Source organism: Brucella sp. JSBI001 (genome assembly GCF_026014005.1).
Taxonomy (GTDB): Bacteria; Pseudomonadota; Alphaproteobacteria; order Rhizobiales; family Rhizobiaceae; genus Brucella; species Brucella anthropi.
In genome coordinates, this window is the sequence record NZ_CP110339.1 from 1,311,255 (window position 1) to 1,326,020 (window position 14,766).

Consider the following 14,766-nt stretch of genomic DNA (forward strand, 5'->3'; position numbering starts at 1 on the left):
CATGAGCGATACGCCGCTTCTCTCGCTCAAGGGCGTTTCCCGACAATATCCGTCGGGTGACGACTTCACGACGGTTCTGAACCATGTGAACCTGACCATCGAGCGCGGAGAGATGGTGGCGATCATTGGCGCGTCGGGTTCGGGCAAATCCACGCTGATGAATATTCTCGGCTGTCTGGATCGTCCGTCGGAAGGCGAATATCTGATTTCCGGTCGCGCTACGTCGGAACTTGAAGCTGATGAGCTGGCACAATTGCGGCGTGAGCATTTCGGTTTCATTTTTCAGCGCTATCATCTGCTTGGTGAACTGGACGCCGTAGGCAATGTCGAGATCCCGGCCATTTATGCAGGCCAGAAAAAGGCGGAACGGCGCGAAAAGGCTGAAATGATCCTTTAGCGGCTTGGTATGGGCGAACGCACCCATCACCGGCCCAGCCAGCTTTCCGGGGGCCAGCAGCAGCGCGTTTCCATCGCCCGCGCCCTCATCAACGATGCTGATGTCATTCTGGCGGACGAGCCAACGGGTGCGCTCGACAGCCATAGCGGCGAGGAAGTCCTTGGCATCCTTCAGGAACTGAACCGCGAAGGACGCACCATCGTCATCGTCACGCATGACCGGCAGGTTGCAGCGCGGGCGCAGCGCATCATAGAAATTCGCGATGGCGAAATCATCTCCGACACACGTAACGGTGAGACCGAGCGGCGAGTGATGTCTGTGCCGGTTGAGCAGCAGCAGGCCAAGCCAAGACTGCTCGCCGGGCTTCGCGACCGCTTCAACGAGGCATTCGCGATGGCGCTCCGGTCGATGAATGCGCATCGGCTGCGCACGTTTCTGACGATGCTCGGCATTATTATTGGCACGGCATCTGTCGTCTGCGTCGTGGCGCTGGGGCAAGGGTCACAGCGGCAGATTCTCGAGCGGATCAGCGATCTTGGCACCAATACGCTCTACATCAGTCCCGGCAGGGGATTTGGCGACCTGAAAGCCGCGCAGATCACAACGCTCAATCTGGACGATGCCAAGGAGATCGCGAAACTGCCCTATGTGGTGGCTGCGACGCCATCCGGTTCGACAAACTCAACGATCCGTGTCGGCGACAAGGAAGTCAGCGTTTCGGTGAACGGTGTGGGTGCGGAATATTTCGTCACACGCAACAGCAAATTGCTCGAAGGCCGGTTTTTCGATCAGCGCAATGTCGATGATCTGGAACAAGTGGCTGTAGCTGATGAAACAGCCAAGACGACACTCTTTCCCCATGAAGTAGGCTCTGTCATTGGCAAGATCATCCTTTTGAACAAAGTGCCAGTGCGCATCGTCGGTGTCGTCAAGGCCGAGGAACGCGGACCGGGTGGCGCGCAAACGCTTGAAGTCTACCTGCCCTACACGACTGTGCAGACACGCATGACCGGCTCACGTTCATTGCAGATGATCCTCGTTCGCGTCGCCGACACAATGGACCCGTCGGAAGCCGAAAAACTGATTACGGCTTTCCTGACCAAACGGCATGGCGAGAAGGACTTCTCAGTCTTCAATACCGACAGCCTGCAAAAGACCATTCAGGCCACGACAGCGACGCTTGCCCTTCTCGTGTCCAGCATTGCAGGCATATCGCTTTTTGTCGGCGGCATCGGTGTCATGAACATCATGCTTGTCGCCGTATCGGAAAGAATCAACGAGATCGGTGTCCGCATGGCCATTGGCGCACGCCAGAGCGATATTTTGCAGCAGTTCCTGATCGAGGCGATTCTCGTTTGTCTGATCGGTGGCGTGCTTGGTGTTCTCATCGCTGCCGGATTCGGCCTGCTGTTTGCGCAGTTCAGTTCGATGTTCCAGCTCATCTATTCTCCCGCCTCCATCGTGGTTGCGCTTGTCGGCTCGAGCCTGATCGGCATCGGATTCGGCTTTATTCCGGCTCGCAACGCCTCCAAACTCGATCCGGTCGTCGCCCTCGCACGGGACTGATCAGTGAGTCTCGGACTTGAGGCCTCTCTGCCGCCGGATGCCGTTCACGGCTGCAGAATTAACAGGTAGCGGAAACTACCCTTGATTGTTGCATTGCGCATAAATCAATATAAGAAATACCTTTATTAGATTGATATTGCTGATTTTATATATGCAACCGAAGGTAATATAGCCTTTGGGAGGCTATGCATGAGGATATATGTCCCGCAAGAAATTTCTGTCTTTTGGGTCGTTTTCGGAAGGGGGTTGTTAACCTTCATTTTTTATTACTTGGGCTCATTCAGGCGACAGTATCTATGGTTCAGGTATCATGCGTAATTTGAGAGAAAATTTCCCCCAGTCTACAGGAAATCGTGCAGAGAACGCTCAGGACCCGAAGCAGCCTAGCGGTCAGACGGGCAGTCAAAATCCCGCCAGTGACGATGCCTGGAAAATCCATTTTTCGCTCGGTGCGAATGTTCGTTTTACCCGCACGCCAGAAGTTGAGCTTTTGCGTCGTCGCGGCGAGGAACTCCCGAGCATCAATGAGCGCACTCAAGCTGAAGCTGCGCCAGAGATCAGTGTCGAGAAGGTTGCCGAGGCCCAGCCTATGGCTGTCGCCCAATTGCAGAAGACCGTGTCGCAGAGCATGGTTCGCTCGCCAATAGCACCGGTGCCGCCTGCAATGCCTTTGGTTCCTGTGGCAGTTGTCGCAGCTCCTGCAGAGCCCGCTCTGGAAGTAGCCCCAGTTGCGGTTGAACCGGTCGCGGCTGACATTGTAAATCCGGCCCAGCCATCGGCCTTTGCCTATCTTTCAGACTTCGCTTTCTGGGAAGGTTGCGACATCGATACGGCAATCGTGCCTGCGGAGCCTCTGGTTTCTGCTGTTCCAGCAGAACCGCGCAAGCCTTTGCCGACCGTTGAATCCATTCTGGCACAGTTCCGTATTCGCGAATGGAACAAGCAACCGGAGCCAGCTGCAGTCGCCCCGATTCAGCCAGTCGTAGAGACGCCGGCAGCCCTTGCGCCAGTTGAAACGGTTGCACCGAAACCTGTTGCCACCGTTCGGATCGAAACGCCCGCGCCGCAGCCGATTGTGGCTGCGCCTGAGATCGCACCCGAAGTTATCGGCGAAGCCACCGAGGACGAAGTTGTACTCACCGTTGCTGAAGCGGAGGAACATGTCGTCGAGGAGGTAGTGGTTCCGGAGCCGGTCGTCGAAAAGCCCGCCGCGGTCAAGGCGGCGCCTTCGATTGCATTGTACCAGCCGCAGCCCCTCCCCCGTGCCGAAGCGCCTGTCATTCACGGCAGCTATGAGTTTCCGCCGCGAGACCTTCTGCAGATGCCGCCCGAACAGGACGGAAATGTCATCACGCAGGAAATGCTGGAACGCAGCGCGGGGTTGCTCGAAAGCGTGCTGGAGGATTTCGGCGTGCGCGGTGAGATCATTCATGTCCGCCCTGGTCCGGTCGTCACGCTCTACGAGTTTGAACCGGCGCCTGGCGTCAAGTCCTCGCGCGTCATCGGCCTTGCCGATGATATCGCCCGCTCCATGTCGGCGCTTTCCGCCCGCGTGGCTGTGGTTCCCGGCCGCAATGTCATCGGCATCGAACTGCCGAATGCCAATCGCGAAACTGTTTACCTGCGTGAAATGATCGATAGCCGTACCTTCGAGGCATCGAACTACCGTCTGCCGCTTTGCCTCGGCAAGGGTATTGGTGGCGAGCCGATCATCGCTGAACTGGCCAAAATGCCTCACCTTCTGGTGGCAGGCACCACCGGTTCGGGTAAGTCGGTCGCCATCAACACGATGATCCTGTCGCTGCTCTACCGTTTCAAGCCGGAAGAATGCCGCCTGATCATGGTTGATCCGAAGATGCTGGAACTGTCCATCTATGATGGTATTCCACACCTGCTGACCCCGGTTGTTACCGATCCGAAAAAGGCCGTCGTCGCTCTGAAATGGGCCGTGCGCGAGATGGAAGAACGCTATCGCAAGATGGCCCGCCTCGGCGTGCGTAACATCGAAGGCTTTAATGCCCGCGCCGCCTCGGCCAAGGGCAAGGGCGAAACCGTGATGTGCACGGTGCAATCCGGCTTCGACAAGGAAACGGGGGAAGCGACCTATATTCAGGAAGAGCTCGACCTGACGCCCATGCCGTACATCGTGGTAATCATCGACGAGATGGCCGACCTGATGATGGTTGCTGGCAAGGACATTGAAGGCGCCGTCCAGCGTCTTGCCCAGATGGCCCGCGCCGCCGGTATCCACCTCATCATGGCAACCCAACGCCCTTCGGTCGATGTCATTACCGGCACGATCAAGGCAAACTTCCCGACCCGCATCTCGTTCCAGGTCACCTCGAAGATCGACAGCCGCACGATCCTCGGTGAAATGGGTGCCGAGCAGCTTCTCGGTCAGGGCGACATGCTTCATATGGCAGGCGGCGGACGCATCGTCCGTGTCCATGGCCCGTTCGTTTCCGATGAGGAAGTCGAAAAAGTGGTCAACCACCTGAAGGAACAGGGACGTCCGGATTATCTGGCGACCGTCACGGAAGACGAGGAAGACGAAGACGCAACGCAGGACGCAGCGGTTTTCGATGCAACCTCGATGGGTTCGGAAGATGGTGACGACGTATATGAACAGGCCATCAAGGTCGTGATGCGCGACAAGAAGTGCTCCACATCCTATATCCAGCGCCGCCTCGGTATCGGTTATAACCGTGCTGCCTCGCTCGTGGAGCGTATGGAGAAGGACGGTCTGGTCGGCCCTGCCAATCATGTCGGCAAGCGCGAGATCCTGACGGGCAACCGCGACTGATCACTGCTAAATCCAAGTTAAAAAAAGCCGGTTCGCACACGCGATTCGGCTTTTTGCTGTGCCTTGCCAATGGGTTGGAAACTGTTGCGCCAATGCGCTTGTCAAGATGTAAAATTTGGTTAATACTTAGTTCATTCGTACATTCTTGATAATCGGTCGAGATAGCCTCGAAAGCGGTCTCGCGCCCAGAAGATAGGGAGAATGATCGATGAAGAGCATTATTATCGGTCCTGCGGCTACCGAAAAGGATCGTACAGTTACGCAGCAGATTTTGCTGCGCATTCATGAGCAGATGCCAAAGCCCTCCGAAGACAAAACACAGGTTTGCAACGTATTGCGCCTGTCGAAGGGTGGCTATTCGCACCGCAGACGCAGAATTCATAAACTAGCCTGAGTTTAATTAATCGTATCACGTTTTTCTTCAGCGTCGCTCGCATCCCAGCGCAGCAGGCGCTGCATTTTTTATTTTCCGATATTTGCTGGTCGGCAGTGTCGATCACGGTCTTGTTCCAGCCCTACCCTTTTTAAAAGGAGACGTCTGGGGTAAGGGATAGCAATTGTCTCTCTTCATCCAGACATCAAGGAAATGCTATGCCCTCGCCCGCTCAAACCGACGGACAGCCGGAAAATAAGAAGTCTGGCATCTTTCTGGGGTTATTGACGATTCTGGTGGGCTTCTTCTTCATTCTCTTCATGGGGCTGGGAATCTGGCAGGTGGAGCGTCTGCAATGGAAGCTCGATCTCATCGCAAGGGTCGATGCGCGCGTTCATGCCGAACCAGTTGCAGCGCCGGGCCCGGACGATTGGGCCAACGTCAACCAGAAAGACGATGAATACCGTCATGTCACGTTGACCGGCACCTATCTGAACGACAAGGAAGTGCTGGTCCATGCGCTGACCGAGCGCGGCGCGGGCTATTGGGTCCTGACGCCGATGCGTTCATCCGATGGCGCACTGACTTTCATCAATCGCGGCTTTGTTCCAAGCGACAAGCGCGATCCGTCATCGCGGCAGGAAACGCAGATTGCTGGTGAAACGACCGTAACAGGCCTGTTGCGTATGCCGGAACCTGACGGGTTCTTCCTGCGTCCGAACGATCCGGCGCGCAATGACTGGAATTCACGCGACGTTGCGGCCTTTGCGCGGAAGGAAAATCTGGGATCTGCTGCGCCCTATTTCATCGATGCGGATGCAACAGCTGGCGCGGGAGCGCTTCCCATTGGTGGACTGACGGTCGTGAAATTCCGTAACAGCCATCTTTCCTATGCAATCACATGGTTTGCGCTTGCTGCCATGGTTGCCGGTGCCGCCATTTTCCTCTGGCGGCACGAGCGTAAGTTGAAGAGCTAGATGTGCAACGCGTGGCCGAGCGCTTTCATGCTGGCTTCGGCAAAGCCTTCGCTCAATGTCGGATGTGCGTGGATCGTACCGGCGATGTCTTCCAGTCTTGCCCCCATCTCCACCGCCTGCGCGAAGGATGATGAAAGCTCGGATATGCCGACGCCAACAGCCTGAATACCGAGGATGAGGTGATTATCCGCACGTGCAACGACGCGGATCAAGCCGTCTTCACGCTCGATCGTCATTGCCCGGCCATTGGCCTGAAACGGGAAAATGCCCACCTGAATCTCATGACCGGTCTTGCGCGCCTCATCCGGCGATAGCCCGACCGTAACGATTTCCGGATCGGTGAAGCAGACGGCGGGGATACAGCGTTTGTCCCAAAGCTGATTGCCGCCTGCGATGATTTCCGCCACCATCTCGCCCTGTGCCATGGCACGATGCGCAAGCATTGGCTCGCCGGTCACGTCACCAATGGCATAGACACCGCGCATGGAAGTGCGGCAGCGCTCGTCGATACGGATGAAACGTCCATCCATATCGAGACGAATTTCACTGAGACCCCAACCGTCGGTCTGCGGCTTGCGGCCCACAGTGACGAGGATCTTGTCGGCCTCGATGGTCTTCGTAGCGCCGTCGGCAGTCAGGACTTCAAGCCCTGCCTCATCCTTCGATAGTCCCTTGGCTGAAGTGCTGGTCAGGACTTCGACGCCGAGCGCCTTCAAACGCGCCATGACCGGACGCGTCAGCTCGGCATCATATTGCGGCAGGATTCGGTCAGTGGCTTCCACCACAGTGACTTTCGCGCCAAGCTTGGCAAAGGCCGTGCCGATTTCCAGCCCGATATAGCCGCCACCGACGATAGCCAGCTTTTCCGGCACCTTTTCCAGCGACAGCGCTTCAGTGGACGAAATGACTTTTCCGCCAAATGGCAGCGCCTGAATTTCAACCGGAACGGAGCCGGTTGCGATAACGATGTTTTCGGCATGGATCGTCTGGCGGCCGGTATCGGTTTCGACCAGAACGGTTTTCCCGTCGAGAAAGCGTGCCTGTCCATGGAACATGCGCACGCGTGACCGTTTCAGGAGACCAGCCACACCGCCATTAAGGCGGCTCACAATGCCGTCTTTCCATTCAAGCGTTCTCACAAAGTCGATGGCCGGATTCTGTGCCGTAATGCCGAGCGCGCCCTTCGATGCAAAGACGGAAAGGCGGTGGAATTCATCAGCTGCGTGGATCAGTGCCTTGGACGGGATGCAGCCCACATTGAGGCAGGTGCCGCCCAGTCGTGTCTTTTCCACCAGCACCGTATCAATGCCAAGCTGGCCTGCCCGGATGCCGCATACATAGCCGCCGGGGCCGCCGCCGATGATCAGGAGTTTGCAGGAAATCTCGCTCATTCGATCAGCCTTCTACAAAAATCATCGCTGGCGTTTCCAGAAGGCTTTTCAGCTTCTGTACGAAAACCGCAGCGTCCCAGCCGTCGATTACGCGGTGATCGAAACTGCACGACAGGTTCATCATCTTGCGCGGCACGAACTGCACGCCGTCCCACATAGGACGCACCGCCATCTTGTTGATGCCGACGATTGCGACTTCCGGGCGGTTGATGATCGGTGTCGTGGCGATTGCACCGAGCGGTCCAAGCGATGTGATGGTGATGGTGGAACCTGTCAGTTCCTCCCGCTTCGCCGTACCGTTGCGCGCCGCGTCGGTAACGCGCGACAACTCAGAAGCTGCAGCGAACACGCTCATGCTTTCCGCATGGCGTACCACCGGCACAATCAGACCGTTGGGCGTCTGCGTGGCGATGCCGATATGCACACCACCAAACTGGCGGATGATGTCGGCCTCGTCATCGAAATGCGCATTGAGACCGGGCTGTTCTTTCACTGCCTTGACGATAGTCCGAATAATGAAAGGCAGAAGCGTCAGACGCGGGCGATCTTCTTTCTTTTCATTATTGAGGCCGCTACGCAGCTCTTCCAACTGTGTAACATCGACCTCTTCGACGATGGTAATATGCGGAATATGGCGCTTCGCCTCGGCCATGCGTTCGGCAATCTTGCGGCGAAGGCCGATGACCTTGATCTCGTTGACCGAGGTGTCGGTTGCATAACCGGACAGAGCCGGTGACGCGCCTGTTTCCTGCTGGAAAAAGAGGTCCAGATCTTCATGCGTGATACGTCCCGCCGGACCCGTACCGCGAACGCGACGCAGATCGACGCCTGCATCGCGAGCGCGCAGTCTGACGGAGGGTGTTGCCAGCGGCCTTTCGCCCTCGCTGCGTATTGGACCCGCACCAGAGAATGCGCGGCCTGCACTCTCACGTTTCGGCGCAGCGGGCTTCGGAGGAACCGGCGTCTGCAACAGAACCGGTGTTTCGGGAGTTGGTGCCGGTTGCGGCTTGGCCGTTTCAACAGCAGTCGGAGCCGGTTCTTCTGCGTTCCCTTCGGATTTCTCTTCCGTCGCACCGCCCTCGATCTCCAGACGGACGAGTTCAGACCCGACAGCGATCTTCTCGCCGACTTCACCATTGACGGCGATGACCTTGCCGCCGCGTGACGATGGAATTTCCACTGTTGCCTTGTCGGTCATGACGGCTGCGAGAAGATCGTCCTCGCGCACGACATCGCCAACCTTCACATGCCATTCGACCAATTCGGCCTCGGCAACGCCTTCACCAACATCGGGGAGTTTAATTGTAAAATGTGCCATGTTTCCCTCCCCCTCAAGCTTCCATGATGGATGTTAGCGCGCGGCCCACCCGGTCGGGTCCGGGGAAATAGGCCCATTCCTGCGCATGCGGATAAGGCGTGTCCCAACCGGTAACGCGGAGGATCGGCGCTTCCAGATGATAGAAGCAATCACGCTGCACGAGTGCGGCAAGTTCCGCGCCGTAACCGCAGGTCAGCGTCGCCTCATGCACGATTACGCAGCGCCCGGTCTTCTTCACCGACGCCATGATGGTGTCCGTATCGAGTGGAAGCAGCGTGCGAAGATCGATCACCTCAGCATCGACGCCGGTTTCCTCGGCGGCGGCAAGCGCCACATGGACCATGGTGCCATAGGCAAGCACCGTCACGTCGCTGCCCTCGCGGCGAATGGCAGCCTTGCCTAGCGGCACGGTATAATAGCCTTCCGGCACATCACCGAGATCATGTTTCTTCCAGGATGTCACCGGACGGTCGTGATGCCCGTCGAAAGGACCGTTATAAAGACGCTTCGGTTCGAACATGATAACGGGATCAGGGTCTTCGATGGCCGCCAGCAGCAGTCCCTTGGCATCGGCAGGCGTCGACGGCATGACCGTCTTCAGGCCCGACACATGGGTGAAAAGCGCTTCCGGACTCTGGCTGTGCGTCTGGCCGCCATAGATGCCGCCGCCGGATGGCATGCGGATTACGATAGGACAGGTGAACTCGCCCGCCGAGCGATAACGCAGGCGTGCCGCTTCCGAAACGATCTGGTCATAGGCCGGATAGACATAGTCCGCGAACTGCACTTCGATGCAGGGGCGAAGACCGTAAGCGGCCATGCCGATGGCGGTGCCGACAATGCCGAGTTCGCTGATCGGCGCATCAAAGCAGCGTTCCTTGCCATATTTCTTCTGGAGGCCAGCCGTACAGCGGAAAACACCGCCGAAATAACCGACATCCTCACCGAACACGACGACCTTCTTGTCGCGTTCCATGGCGATATCGTGGGCGTTCTGGATCGCCTCGATCATGGTCATCTTGGTCATGAATTATTTCCTCCGCATTTCCAGGAAAACCGCTTCACACTTTTCCTGGAAATGCTCAAAACCCCGCCTCCTGACGCTGGCGGATAAGATGCGGCGGCGTTTCGGCATAGACATCCTCAAACATGTCGCGCATCGATGGCTTGCGACCGTCATGCAATGTACCAATGGCTTCCGCTTCGCGCTGTGCAGCCACCACCAGATCCATCACTTCGGCTTCGGCCTGCTTGTGACGTTCATCCGACCAGACGCCGCGCTTGATAAGATGGTTCTTGAGCCGCAGGATTGGATCGCCAAGCGGCCATGCGTCGCTTTCGGCCTTCGGACGATAGGCGGATGGATCGTCAGAGGTTGAGTGTCCGCCAGCACGATAGGTCACATATTCGATGATGGTCGGTCCGAGATTGCGCCGGGCGCGTTCCACAGCCCATTTGGCTACCGCATGAACGGCCAGATAGTCATTGCCATCGACACGCAGGGCAGGAATGCCGAAGCCGTGGCCCCGCGCTGCGAAAGTGCCGGAGCCGCCGCGTGCAATGCCCTGAAAGGTGGAAATGGCCCATTGGTTGTTGACGATATTCATCACCACCGGGGCTTTGTAGGTCGAAGCGAAAACCAATGCGGCGTGGAAATCGCTTTCTGCGGTCGAGCCATCGCCGATCCATGCTGCAGCGATCTTCGTATCGTGGCTGATGGCCGAAGCCATGGCCCAGCCGACGGCCTGCGTATATTGCGTCGCGAGATTGCCGGAAATGGTGAAGAAGCCATGGTCCTGTGACGAGTACATCACCGGAAGCTGACGGCCTTTCAGCGGGTCCTGCTCGTTGGAGAAAATCTGGTTCATCATCGTGACGAGCGGATAATCGTCGGCAATGAGCAGACCGGCCTGACGATAGGTCGGGAAATTCATGTCGCCTTTGCGCAATGCCTTGCGGAAAGCACAGCTGACTGCCTCTTCGCCGAGATGCTGCATATAGAACGAGGTCTTGCCCTGACGCTGGGCCATCATCATACGCGCATCATAGGCGCGCAGGATCATCATGTGGCGAAGCCCGTCTTTCAACTCATCATCGGTCAGGGTGCCCGCCCAGGGACCGACCGCCTCGCCTTCGCGGTTCAAAACGCGGATGATGCTGAAAGCCAGATCGCGCATCGCTTCCGGCTTTTCGTCGATTTCCGGCCTGCGAACGCTTCCCGCACGCGGGATTTTGACATGGGAGAAATCCGGTGCATCGCCAGGCCGCCACTCCGGCTCGGGAACATGCAGGGATAGTACGACATCATCACTCATGCGGGTAACCCTCGAAACTGGCCTCGCAACTGGCCTAGGGAACTTACAAAATGTCGAACGGGAGAATATTGGATTGGTTCCGTGCGTTTCGGAAACCCTATCGTCGGCGTTGTTGGTCACATCTGCCGACCTTGTTCCTCCCATGCGACATGGCGCCGATTTCCTCCTTCGGCACCATCCGTTTTCAGGGTGGAACGGGTTTAAAAATAAAGCAAGATTATTTTTCGGCCGCTTCGGCACTCTTTTTTGAAACGGGTTCGCTCGTGCTTTGGCAGCAGCTAAGGTGCACCGGACGAAACAAGCTTATTCCCGTGATTTCGATGGGATTTTAAGTGGAATGTTTAACTATCTAGTACCGCAATAATATTGCTTTTGATTGACGAAAACGTCAGTACTTGTTGGTACTCTTTCGGCCCTTTCAAGCGCGGTTTTCGTTTCTCACAAACTCAGCATGAGGCGTTTTGTCCATGTATCCCAGCGAGAATTACGTCCATCAAACGACGCCGATTCTCCAAAAAGAAAAGCCGCACCCGAGGGCGCGGCTTGTGGATACGGCTTGGTAAGAAGCTGCGAAATGTTCGGTTCAGCGGATCGCTTTGCCGTTCGCATCAAACCGATGCGTCTTGCTATCATCAGGCGTAATGAAGATCATGTCGCCTTCGTTGTAGTGATGTTCGCCGAAGAGCCGCACCGTGATCAGGCCTGCAGCTTCGGTTTCGACGTAAAGGATCGTATCGGCACCGAGATGTTCGGCGTGGATGACCTTGCCTTTCCATTTGCCGCTGTCGCGGCTGACGGAAATGTGCTCGGGACGGATACCGACCGTCTTCGCTCCTGCGTCGCCAACACGGGTGCCGTCCACGAAATTCATCTGCGGCGAGCCGATGAAGCCCGCGACAAACAGATTGTCAGGCTTGTTATAGAGTTCCATCGGCGAACCGACCTGCTCGATGCGGCCGGCATTGAGGACAACGATACGGTCCGCAAGCGTCATGGCCTCAACCTGATCATGCGTGACATAGATCATCGTCGCCTTGAGCTCGCGGTGCAACTTGGCGATTTCAAGCCGCGTCTGCACGCGAAGTGCAGCATCGAGGTTCGACAGCGGTTCATCGAACAGGAACAGTTCCGGTTCGCGCACCAGTGCACGCCCGATGGCGACGCGCTGGCGCTGGCCACCTGACATTTCAGCCGGACGGCGACCCAGATAAGGGTCAAGCGACAGCATTGCCGAAGCTTTCGAAACGCGTATTTCGATTTCAGCCTTGGCCGTGCCTGCCTGCTTGAGGCCAAGCCCCATATTGTCCTTGACCGTCAGGTGAGGATAAAGCGCATAGGACTGGAACACCATCGCGATGCCGCGCTTGGAAGGCGGCGTGACGGTAACATCATCGCCATTGATGAGCACCTGACCGGAAGAAACATCTTCCAGACCGGCTATGGAGCGCAGCAGCGTTGACTTGCCGCAACCGGAAGGTCCGACGAAGATGATGAATTCGCCGTCCTGCACTTCAAGATTGATATCCTGCAGAACTTCCTGTGCGCCGTAGCGCTTGTGTACCGATTTGAGTAGCAGCGATCCCACGTAACTAATTCCCTTAGAGCATTTCCAGCAAAAGTGCGAAGCGGTTTTGCGTAGGATAATGCGTGAAAACAAAGAGATAGAGCGGTTCCACGAATCCGTTTTAACTGGAACCGCTCTAATTTCTACCGGCTTACAGTTTGACAGGCTGGCCCGAGCGCACGCTTTCATCTGCCGCAAGACAGATGCGCAGCGATTGCAGCGCGTCATCCATATGTCGGTTGAGATCGATATCTTCGCGAATGGCCTTCAGCATGTAAGCCTGCTCGCGTTCACACAATTCCTGATGTCCGGGCTCGTCGGCCATGGAGAGGTCCGTATCCGGTTTCAGGAACTTTCCATCTGCTCCGCGCTCGGCGCGGTGAACACGGATGGTCGAGGTCTTGGTATGGGCGTCCACATCATCGGATTTGGTCACGGCCTCGTTCATGACGATCGAGACGCAGCCGTTCGGCGAGATGACGTCCTTCACGAAGAAGGCCGTTTCCGACATCATCGGTCCCCAGCCCGCTTCATACCAGCCGACCGTGCCGTCATCGAACAACACTTGAAGATGGCCGTAATTATACATGTCCGGCTTGATCTCGTCGGAGAGGCGCAATCCCATGCCGCGCACTTCCACCGGCTTGGCGTCAGTGATCTGGCACATGACGTCCACATAATGCACCCCACAATCGACAATGGGCGACGTGGTGTTCATCAGGTTCTTGTGCGTCTCCCAGGTTGCGCCACTGGATTGCTGGTTGAGATTCATGCGGAAGACGTAAGGTCCACCGAGCTGGCGTGCCTCGGAAATAAGCCGCATCCACGACGGATGATGGCGCAGAATATAGCCGATGACGAGCTTGCGTCCGTTGGCGCGTGCGCAGTCGATTACCCGACGCGCATCCTCAACCGTCGTTGCCAGCGGCTTTTCCACGAACACATGCGCGCCCTGCTCCAGCGCCGCGACGGCATAATCCGCATGGCTTTCCGAATAAGTAGCGACGCAGGCGAGATCGGGCTTCAGTTCCTTCAGTGCTTCATGGAAGGAAGGATGAATTTCATAGCCTGCCAGTTCATCCGGAACGGCAACCTTGGTGCGATTGACGAGGCCGATGACCTCGAAGCCGGGATTGCGGTGATAGGCCAGTGCATGGCTGCGGCCCATATTGCCGAGACCGGCGGAAAGAACACGAACAGGATTTTGCATTGCAGAACTCATTTTACAGCCCCCGCGGTGATGCCGCGGATCAGCTGCCGCGAGAATATGACGTAAAGGACGAGGATCGGGAACATCGCCAGCGAAAGCGCTGACAGAACCGCATTCCAGTTGGTGACGAACTGACCGATGAACAGCTGCGAACCGAGCGTCACCGTCTTGGTGGCTTCACTTGGCGCAAGGATCAGCGGGAACCAGAGATCGTTCCAGATCGGGATCATGGTGAAAACGGCGACCGTGGCCATGGCAGGCCTGATCAACGGCAGCACCAGCTTGAAGAAGATTGCATATTCCGACATGCCGTCTATTCGCCCGGCATTCTTCAAATCGTCGGATACTGTTCGCATGAATTCCGACAGGATGAAGATCGCAAGCGGCAGGCCCTGCGCGGTATAAACGAGGATCAGCGCCGTCAGCGTGTTGACCAGACCTGCGGCTACCATGCCTTGCAGCAGTGCAACCGTGCCGAGCCGGATCGGGATCATGATGCCGATGGCGAGATAAAGCCCCATCAGCGTGTTGCCCTTGAAGCGATATTCAGCGAGCGCAAAGGCTGCCATCGCACCGAACAGGATCACAAGGAAGATGCTCACCACCGTGACGATGGTGCTGTTCTGAAAGTAAGTCAGGAAGGAGCCCTGCTTCAGAACCGTTTCATAGCCGATGAGACTGAAACTTTCCGGTGTCGGAAACTGCAGTGGCGTGCGGAAAATCGCATTGCGATCCTTGAACGAATTGATCAGCGTCAGCGCCACCGGGAACACGGCGATCAGCATATAGAAGATCAGGGCCGCATGAACGAGAGTGGTGCGAATGGGCGATGTGCGTGCTTTCGACATGGTC

At 56.9% G+C, this 14,766-nt stretch carries 10 protein-coding genes and 1 pseudogene; 4 read left to right on the forward strand and 7 right to left on the reverse strand.

Annotated features, from left to right (window positions below):
* The first annotated feature begins 1 nt into the window (after position 1).
* The 4 genes and pseudogenes from LJ361_RS06410 to LJ361_RS06425 all read left to right on the forward strand — a co-directional run bounded on the left by LJ361_RS06410 (position 2) and on the right by LJ361_RS06425 (position 6,116).
* Positions 2-1,963: pseudogene (locus tag LJ361_RS06410) on the forward strand (MacB family efflux pump subunit).
* A 490-nt stretch (positions 1,964-2,453) separates the two neighbouring features.
* Positions 2,454-4,766, forward strand: coding sequence for a DNA translocase FtsK (locus tag LJ361_RS06415; RefSeq protein ID WP_413775053.1), 2,313 nt, complete (start codon positions 2,454-2,456; stop codon positions 4,764-4,766).
* A 208-nt stretch (positions 4,767-4,974) separates the two neighbouring features.
* Positions 4,975-5,160, forward strand: coding sequence for a hypothetical protein (locus LJ361_RS06420; RefSeq protein WP_010658754.1), 186 nt, complete (start codon positions 4,975-4,977; stop codon positions 5,158-5,160).
* Between the two features lie 197 nt (positions 5,161-5,357).
* Positions 5,358-6,116 carry an SURF1 family protein gene (locus LJ361_RS06425; RefSeq protein ID WP_010658753.1) on the forward strand — a complete coding sequence of 253 codons (759 nt, stop codon included), beginning with the start codon at positions 5,358-5,360 and terminating at the stop codon, positions 6,114-6,116.
* Here LJ361_RS06425 and lpdA read toward each other — a convergent pair.
* The 7 genes from lpdA to LJ361_RS06465 form a co-directional block, all read right to left on the reverse strand.
* Complete coding sequence (gene lpdA / locus LJ361_RS06430; RefSeq protein ID WP_151615662.1) at positions 6,113-7,507, reverse strand: dihydrolipoyl dehydrogenase; 1,395 nt, start codon at positions 7,505-7,507, stop codon at positions 6,113-6,115. The two genes, LJ361_RS06425 and lpdA, sit on opposite strands and share 4 nt — an antisense overlap.
* Positions 7,508-7,511: 4 nt before the next feature.
* On the reverse strand, positions 7,512-8,825 hold the full coding sequence (locus LJ361_RS06435) for a dihydrolipoamide acetyltransferase family protein (protein ID WP_264813025.1): 1,314 nt from the start codon (positions 8,823-8,825) through the stop codon (positions 7,512-7,514).
* Positions 8,826-8,838: 13 nt separating this feature from the next.
* The gene (locus LJ361_RS06440; RefSeq protein WP_010658750.1) at positions 8,839-9,852 is read right to left on the reverse strand and encodes an alpha-ketoacid dehydrogenase subunit beta; all 1,014 of its coding nucleotides are present in this window, start codon (positions 9,850-9,852) and stop codon (positions 8,839-8,841) included.
* A gap of 55 nt (positions 9,853-9,907) precedes the next feature.
* The gene (locus tag LJ361_RS06445) at positions 9,908-11,140 is read right to left on the reverse strand and encodes a 3-methyl-2-oxobutanoate dehydrogenase (2-methylpropanoyl-transferring) subunit alpha (RefSeq protein ID WP_151615660.1); all 1,233 of its coding nucleotides are present in this window, start codon (positions 11,138-11,140) and stop codon (positions 9,908-9,910) included.
* 583 nt (positions 11,141-11,723) lie between these two features.
* Positions 11,724-12,725 (reverse strand): ABC transporter ATP-binding protein, encoded by a 1,002-nt coding sequence (locus LJ361_RS06450; RefSeq protein ID WP_151615659.1) that lies wholly within the window; start codon positions 12,723-12,725, stop codon positions 11,724-11,726.
* 130 nt (positions 12,726-12,855) lie between these two features.
* Positions 12,856-13,926 (reverse strand): Gfo/Idh/MocA family protein, encoded by a 1,071-nt coding sequence (locus LJ361_RS06460; protein ID WP_012092947.1) that lies wholly within the window; start codon positions 13,924-13,926, stop codon positions 12,856-12,858.
* Positions 13,923-14,762, reverse strand: a complete 840-nt coding sequence (locus LJ361_RS06465; protein ID WP_010658746.1) for a carbohydrate ABC transporter permease — start codon at positions 14,760-14,762, stop codon at positions 13,923-13,925. The genes LJ361_RS06460 and LJ361_RS06465 overlap by 4 nt, the downstream gene beginning before the upstream one ends.
* Positions 14,763-14,766 lie beyond the last annotated feature (4 nt).

What these genes read in the sequence shown, in the direction of transcription:
- LJ361_RS06445 (WP_151615660.1), bottom strand. Translation starts at nt 11,140, where the DNA reads ATGAGTGATGATGTCGTACTATCCCTGCATGTTCCCGAGCCGGAGTGG.
- LJ361_RS06420 (WP_010658754.1), top strand. Translation starts at nt 4,975, where the DNA reads ATGAAGAGCATTATTATCGGTCCTGCGGCTACCGAAAAGGATCGTACA.
- LJ361_RS06435 (WP_264813025.1), bottom strand. Translation starts at nt 8,825, where the DNA reads ATGGCACATTTTACAATTAAACTCCCCGATGTTGGTGAAGGCGTTGCC.
- LJ361_RS06440 (WP_010658750.1), bottom strand. Translation starts at nt 9,852, where the DNA reads ATGACCAAGATGACCATGATCGAGGCGATCCAGAACGCCCACGATATC.
- lpdA (WP_151615662.1), bottom strand. Translation starts at nt 7,507, where the DNA reads ATGAGCGAGATTTCCTGCAAACTCCTGATCATCGGCGGCGGCCCCGGC.
- LJ361_RS06460 (WP_012092947.1), bottom strand. Translation starts at nt 13,926, where the DNA reads ATGAGTTCTGCAATGCAAAATCCTGTTCGTGTTCTTTCCGCCGGTCTC.
- LJ361_RS06425 (WP_010658753.1), top strand. Translation starts at nt 5,358, where the DNA reads ATGCCCTCGCCCGCTCAAACCGACGGACAGCCGGAAAATAAGAAGTCT.
- LJ361_RS06465 (WP_010658746.1), bottom strand. Translation starts at nt 14,762, where the DNA reads ATGTCGAAAGCACGCACATCGCCCATTCGCACCACTCTCGTTCATGCG.